This is a genomic window from Actinophytocola sp. (assembly GCF_045807065.1).
In the GTDB taxonomy this organism is placed as follows: Bacteria; Actinomycetota; Actinomycetes; order Mycobacteriales; family Pseudonocardiaceae; genus Actinophytocola.
Map to the genome: position 1 here is coordinate 1 of NZ_JBJMIE010000538.1, position 6,521 is coordinate 6,521.

At 71.2% G+C, this 6,521-nt stretch carries 7 protein-coding genes; 1 reads left to right on the forward strand and 6 read right to left on the reverse strand.

The window, feature by feature from the left end; all coding sequences use genetic code 11:
• From ACJ73U_RS31560 to ACJ73U_RS31580, 5 genes are all read right to left on the reverse strand, one after another.
• On the reverse strand, nt 1–674 hold a 674-nt coding region (locus tag ACJ73U_RS31560; protein ID WP_407781383.1), incomplete at its 3' end, for a biotin/lipoyl-binding protein.
• Nucleotides 674–1,876 carry an ABC transporter permease gene (locus tag ACJ73U_RS31565; RefSeq protein WP_407781384.1) on the reverse strand — a complete coding sequence of 401 codons (1,203 nt, stop codon included), beginning with the start codon at nt 1,874–1,876 and terminating at the stop codon, nt 674–676. The genes ACJ73U_RS31560 and ACJ73U_RS31565, both read right to left, overlap by 1 nt.
• Before the next feature lie 145 nt (nt 1,877–2,021).
• The gene (locus tag ACJ73U_RS31570) at nt 2,022–2,693 is read right to left on the reverse strand and encodes an ABC transporter ATP-binding protein (protein WP_407781385.1); all 672 of its coding nucleotides are present in this window, start codon (nt 2,691–2,693) and stop codon (nt 2,022–2,024) included.
• Between the two features lies 1 nt (nt 2,694).
• Nucleotides 2,695–3,867, reverse strand: a complete 1,173-nt coding sequence (locus ACJ73U_RS31575; RefSeq protein WP_407781386.1) for an efflux RND transporter periplasmic adaptor subunit — start codon at nt 3,865–3,867, stop codon at nt 2,695–2,697.
• A gap of 82 nt (nt 3,868–3,949) precedes the next feature.
• Nucleotides 3,950–4,402 carry a gamma-glutamylcyclotransferase gene (locus ACJ73U_RS31580; protein WP_407781387.1) on the reverse strand — a complete coding sequence of 151 codons (453 nt, stop codon included), beginning with the start codon at nt 4,400–4,402 and terminating at the stop codon, nt 3,950–3,952.
• A 105-nt stretch (nt 4,403–4,507) separates the two neighbouring features.
• On the opposite strand from ACJ73U_RS31580, the gene ACJ73U_RS31585 reads away from it, so the two are divergent.
• The gene (locus ACJ73U_RS31585; protein WP_407781388.1) at nt 4,508–5,911 is read left to right on the forward strand and encodes an NAD(P)H-quinone dehydrogenase; all 1,404 of its coding nucleotides are present in this window, start codon (nt 4,508–4,510) and stop codon (nt 5,909–5,911) included.
• A 147-nt stretch (nt 5,912–6,058) separates the two neighbouring features.
• On the opposite strand, the gene ACJ73U_RS31590 is transcribed toward ACJ73U_RS31585, so the two are convergent.
• Nucleotides 6,059–6,521: ESX secretion-associated protein EspG (locus ACJ73U_RS31590; protein WP_407781389.1), on the reverse strand; the 463-nt coding region annotated here is incomplete at its 5' end.

Consider the following 6,521-nt stretch of genomic DNA (forward strand, 5'->3'; position numbering starts at 1 on the left):
GACAACGCGTCGAGCTTGCCCTGCAACGTGTCCTGTGCGGTCTTCACGGCCTGCTGTGCCGTCTGGGTGGCCGTGCCCGCCGCCGCGCACGCCGCCGACGCCGGGTCCGCGCACGCCGTCGTCTGTGCGGCCACCGCGTCCGACGCCGTCTTCAGCGCCGCCGACGCCGCCGACTGGGCGTCCTTCACCGCCTGCACCAGCGGGCCGAGCGTGGCGGACGAGTCAGCGGACCTGGTGCGGTCGTCCCCGGACCCTGAGGAGTTCGACGAGTTCGACGAGTTCGAGGAACCCGAGGAGTCCGACGAGTTCGCGGCCTGCTTGACCGCGTTCGACGCCGAGTCCAGGTTGGCCTCCGCCTGGTCGACGTCCGACTGCGCCTTGTCCACCGCCGCCTGCAGGGACGCCGTGTCCAACGAGCCCAGCTCCTGGCCGGCCGACACCGAGTCCCCGACCACCACCGCCAGGTTCGCCAGCGCACCGGACGTACCGAAGGAGACGTCCGCGCGATTCACTCGATCGACGGTCCCACTGACGGACACCGTCTGCGCCACGTCACCCGTCGACACCGTCGCGACCCGGTAGTGGCCGCCGGAGTCCGCGCCGGCCACCGAGACCACCGCGAAACCCGCGCCGGCGACGACAACGCCGGCCACCACCCATGCCAGCTTCCTCATCATTCACTCCGCAACGCGTCGATGGGCGTGAGCCGCGCGGCCCTCGTGGCCGGGTAAACGCCGAAACCAATGCCGATCGCCAGGGAAACCCCGATGGCCCCGGCGATCGCGACGGGAGAGACACTCACCGGCTGGTCGATCAGCCGTGGCAGCACGAACGCCCCGGCAACGCCCAGCACCGCCCCCAGCAGTCCGCCGCACACGCCCAGCACACCGGCCTCCACCAGGAACTGCCGCCGGATCGCGCTCGGCGTCGCCCCCAGCGCCTTGCGCAGCCCGATCTCCCGGACCCGCTCGGTGACCGCGACCAGCATGATGTTCATGACCCCGATCCCCCCGACCAGCAACGAGATCGCGGCGACCCCGCCGAGCAGTATCGTCAGCGTCTCGTTGGTCGCGTTCGCCGTCTCCAGCAGTGACTGCTGGGACGCGATGCTGAAGTCCGTGTCGCCGTGCAGGTTTCGCAGCAACGCGTCGATCTCCTGGTAGGCGGCGCTCAGCGTGTCCTCGGAGGACGCCTGCACGTAGATCGTCGAGACCGACGCGGACGCCGTCCCGGTCAGCGAGCGCGCCACGGACAGCGGCATCAACGTCAGGTCGTCGTCACTCGCCGAGGACGACGACGCGCCGGACGACGCCAGCACCCCGATCACCGTCATCGGCCGCCCGGCGACCGAGACCGATCGGCCGACGGCCTCGCGCCGGCCGAACAGCTCGCTCGCCGTGTCCGGCCCCAGCACCACCACGTTCGACTCCCCGTCGGTGAAGAACCGGCCCGCCGACAGCGTGCGGTTGCGGACCGGCAGCCACGACGTGGTGGTGCCGACGAGGCTGGAGGTCCAGTTGGTCGTCCCGGCGACCAGTGCCGCCTGTGCGGAGACCACCGGCGCCACGGCCGCGACATCCGGGGCGGCCGAGTCGTCGGTGACGGCAGTGGCGTCGGACAACGTGAGCGTCGACGCCGAGCCGAACCCACCCCGCTGCCCGGAGGAGGACGTGCTGCTCCCCGGCGAGATGATCAGCAGGTTGCTGCCCAACGCGTCGATCTGGTCCGCGACCCTGGCCTGCGCCCCCAACCCCAGCCCAACGGTCAGGATCACCGACGAGATCCCGATGACGATGCCCAACATGGTCAGCACCGACCGCAACCGATGCGCACGAATGGCCTCGAGACCACTCGCGAAGGTGTCCCGCCAGTTCATGAAGCCCTGTCTTCCGAGTTGTCCACAGCGATCGAGCTATCCACAACCAGCCGGTAACAACCCGGGAATGTCGGCCCCTGCCGGTAGACTGGCAAGGCGGGACGCCCCCGGGACAGGGTGGGGGCTGGCCATCGCGCGCGCGAGTTCATGAGGCCAGCTGTCCGTCTCTGATCAGGACGGATCGGTCCGCCCGGCGGGCCACGTCCGCCTCGTGGGTGATCAGGACGATCGTGCGGCCCACGCCGTGCAGCTCGTCCAGCAGGGCGAGTACGTCCGCCGACGCCGTCGAGTCCAGGTTGCCGGTCGGCTCGTCGGCCAGGATCAGGGCCGGGTCGGTCACCAGCGCCCGTGCCACCGCCACCCGCTGCTGCTGCCCGCCGGACAGCTCACCCGGCCGGTGCTTCAGCCGGTCGGACAGGCCCACCCGGGCCAGCGCCTCCTCCGCCCGCGCCCGCCGCTCGGCCGGCGGCACGCCCGCGTAGGCCAGCGGCAGCTCCACGTTCCGGCACGCCGTCATGCTCGGCAGCAGGTTGAACTGCTGGAACACGAACCCGATCCGCCGGTTGCGGATGTCGGCCAGGTGCGTCTCGGACAGCTCGGTCACCCGCCCGCCGGCCAGCACGTAGTCCCCGGACGTCGGCAGGTCCAGGCACCCGATGATGTGCATGAGCGTGGACTTCCCGGACCCGGACGGCCCGGCGACCGCCACGTACTCGCCCTGTTCGATCCGCAGTGACACGCCCCGCAGCGCATCGACCTCGACCGTGCCGGTGGCGTACGTCTTGCGCACGTCGGTCATCTCGATGATGGCGCTCACGTCAGTTACCGCCGCTCTGGAAGCGGCCGGGCCGGAAGTCGCCGCCACCATTGGGGAAGTTCCCGCCGCCCGGGAACACGTTGTTCCCGTTCCGGCCGTTGGTCCCGCCGGTGCCGCCGCTCGGCGCGACCACGGCCACCTCGACCTGGTCGCCCTCCCTGAGGCCGGACGTGATCTCGGTCTGCGCGCCGAACGTGTCGCCGACCTTGACGTTCGTCCGCACCGCCTTGCCGTCGACCATCTTGTCGACGTAGGTGGTCCTGCCCGAGGTGTGCAGGGCCATGGCCGGCACGGTGAGCACGTTCTGCCGCTCCTCGACCACGACCGCCACGGTCGCCGACGAGCCCGCGTAGATGTCGGTCCGCTCACCGGTGACGTCGACGGTCACCGGGAACGTCGCCGCGCCGGAGTCGTCGGCGCTCGCCACCAGCCCGACCGTCTGGACCGTGCCCTCGACCGGCTCGTTGCTCCCGGTGGCCGTGACCTCCGCGGCCATGCCCTGCTTGACCTTGGCCACGTCCTCGGCGCCGACCTTCGCGTCCACCACGAACCGGTTCGTCGAGACGACCGTGAACGCGGCACCGCTGGAGTTGTCGTTCCCGCCGGAGGCCCCGTTGCTCGACCCGTTGCTCGACCCGTTGTTCGACCCGTTGTTCGACCCGTTGTTCGACCCGCTGCTCGCGCCGTCGCCCACCCGGTCGCCGACCTTGAGCCCGACCGTGACGACCGTGCCGGCGATCGTGGACTTCAGCGACGCGTTGTCGAGCGCCTCCTGCGCGGCGGTCACGTCGGCCTCGGCGGACACCACGGAGGCGTCGTCGGAGGACGCCTTCTCCTCGGCGGCGTCCAGCGCGGCCTGCGCCGCGGTCAGCTGGGCCGAAAGCAGTGTGTCGTCCACGGTCGCAAGCGTTTGCCCGGCCGTGACCTGGTCGCCTTCCTTGACCAGGACCTCGGTGACCTCGCCGCTGACCGCGAAGTTCAGGTCGGCCTGCTCGGCCGGTTCGATCGTCCCGCTCGCCGAGACCGTCTGCCGCTGCGTCCCCACCGTCGCCGTGGCGATCACCGGCTGCGTGCTCGCCTCAGCCGGCCTGAGCACCAACCACGTCGCGAACCCGCCCGCGGCGACCACGACCACGCCGGCGACCACCAGCAGCCGGCGTCGTGTTCTGCCCACCCTGACTCCCTCGTCTCTTCGGCTGTCGCCGAGAGCCTGGTCGTCGAGGCTGTGGGGTGACTTCAGCGTTGCTGTGAATTCCCTATGGCCCGATGCCCTGGCACGGCCGGGTGCGCAGGTCGGCCACGTAGTCGGCGGGCGCGCCGGCGGCCTCGGCGGCGTCGGACACCACGCCGAGGTAGCGGGCGGACGGCAGCCCGCCCTCGTACGCGTCGAGCACGTACAGCCAGGCGAGCACCGAGCCCTCCAGGGTCTGGACCCGGAGCCTGATCTTCGAGTGCAGGCCCAGCTCCGAGCCCTCCCACCGGTCCAGGCGGGTCTCGTCCTCCGGCGTGACGTCGTAGAGCACCACGAACACCTGCGAGTCCGGGTCCTCGACGATCGTGGCGAGAGCGCCCTCCCAGCCGAGGTCCTCCCCGCCGAAGGTCAGGCGCCAACCAACGAGCCAGCCGGTACCCGCCATCGGGGAATGCGGCGCTCGCTCCATCATCTGAGCGGGATCCATGTTGGACCCGTAGGCGGCGTAGAGCGGCACGAGCGACAGCGTAGCGATACGCCGGATCATGCGCTGTCGGACGGGCACGCCACGCCGCGTACCGTTTGTCGCGAACCGCTGGTGAAGAGGAGAGGGGACTCCACGGTGACCCGGATCGTGATCATGGGCGGCGGCCCGGCCGGATACGAGGCGGCGCTGGTGGCCGCCCAGCACGGCGCCGACGTCACGATCGTCGAACGCGACGGGCTCGGCGGCGCCTGCGTGCTGTACGACTGCGTGCCGTCCAAGACGTTCATCGCCTCGGCGGGGGCCCGGGCGAACTTCCACAACGCCGATGAGCTGGGCATTCGCGTCGAGGACGAGCTGCCGATGGTCGACCTGCCGGCCGTGCACAGCCGGGTGCGGGGGCTCGCGCTCGCCCAGTCCGCGGACGTGCGGAACCGGGTGCAGCGCGAGGGTGTGCGGGTCGTCCACGGCGTCGCGCGGTTCTGCGACTCCCAGCCCGGGCTGGCCGCGCACAAGGTCCGCGCGCTCGTGCACGACGGCACCGAGGAGGTGCTGGAGGCCGACGTCGTCCTGATCGCGACCGGCGCCACCCCGCGCGTGTTGCCGGGTGCCGAGCCGGACGGGGAGCGGATCCTCGACTGGCGGCAGATCTACGACCTGCCGGAGCTGCCGTCGCACCTGGTGGTCGTCGGGTCCGGGGTCACGGGTGCGGAGTTCGTGTCCGCGTACACCGAGATGGGGGTGCGGGTCACGCTCATCTCCAGCCGCGACCGGGTGCTCCCGCACGAGGACGCCGACGCGGCCGCGGTGCTGGAGGACGCGTACGCGGCACGCGGGACCGAGATCGTCAAGTACGCGCGTGCCACGGGGGTGGAGCGGACGCGGGACGGTGTGATCGTGCACCTGGAGTCCGGTGACAAGGTCGAGGCCTCGCACGCGCTGATGACCGTCGGCTCCGTTCCCAATACAGTTGACCTGGGGCTGGAGAAGGTGGGCCTGAAGACCGGGCCCGGCGGGTTCGTGTCCGTGGACCGGGTGTCGCGGACGTCGGTGCCCGGCGTCTACGCGGCGGGTGACTGCACCGGTCTGCTGATGCTGGCGTCGGTGGCCGCGATGCAGGGCCGGATCGCCATGTGGCACGCGCTGGGCGAGGGCGTGGCGCCGATCAAGCTGAAGACGGTCGCGGCGAACGTCTTCACCCACCCGGAGATCGCGACGGTCGGCATCTCGCAGCAGTCGATCGACTCCGGCGAGGTCCCGGCCCGCACGATCATGCTCCCGCTGGCCACGAACGCCCGCGCCAAGATGGAGGGCCTGCACCGCGGCTTCGTGAAGCTGTTCTGCCGGCCGGCGACGGGCGTGGTCGTCGGCGGCGTGGTGGTGGCCCCGACCGCGAGCGAGCTGATCCTCCCGATCGCCCTGGCCGTCCAGAACCAGCTCACGGTGGAACACCTGACCCACACGTTCTCGGTCTACCCGTCCCTGTCCGGCTCCATCGTCGAAGCCGCCCGCCGCCTGATGCGCCACGACGACCTCGACTGACCCGCGTGTCCAACCGATCTGACCCGCGTGTCCAACCCAACTGACCCGCGAGTTCAACAAATCCGGCCGGCGGCCCTGACCGGATTTGTTGAACTCAGCCGTCCTCCGGGTTGGACACGCGGGTTCTGGGTGTTGGACACGCGGGGGTCAGGGGAGTTGTTCCTCGTGGAGGGTTGTCAGGTGTTGGAGCAGGCGGCGGTGGTCGACCGGGGAGATGGTGGTCCAGGGTTCGGTGCCTTCCTCGGCGCGGCGGATCTGGACGTAGCGGCCGTCGGCGGTGTCGAAGAAGCTGAGCACTCGGTTGGCGCGGACGCGGCGGCCCCACTTGTCGCGGACCGCGCTGCCGTACTGGCCGCGGTTGACGATGTCGCCGATCATCTCGGCCAGCGCCTTGGCGTCGGCGTCGCGGACGCCCCGGTCGCGCAGGGCGATCGCCAGCTCCTCCTGCTTGCGCGCCTCCCTGGCGGCCGCGGTGAAGTCGGCCGTCGGCAGCGTGATCGACTGGCCGGGGCCGGGCGGCACCGGCGGCAGCACCGACAGCGCGAACCGCGGTAGGCCGGTGGCGTCGGCCGTCTGCAACCGCAGGGTTCCGCGTGCCGTGCCGCCACCC

Bases quoted from the DNA above. Each gene is read 5' to 3' on its own strand.
- ACJ73U_RS31565 (WP_407781384.1), bottom strand. From the start codon at position 1,876: ATGAACTGGCGGGACACCTTCGCGAGTGGTCTCGAGGCCATTCGTGCG.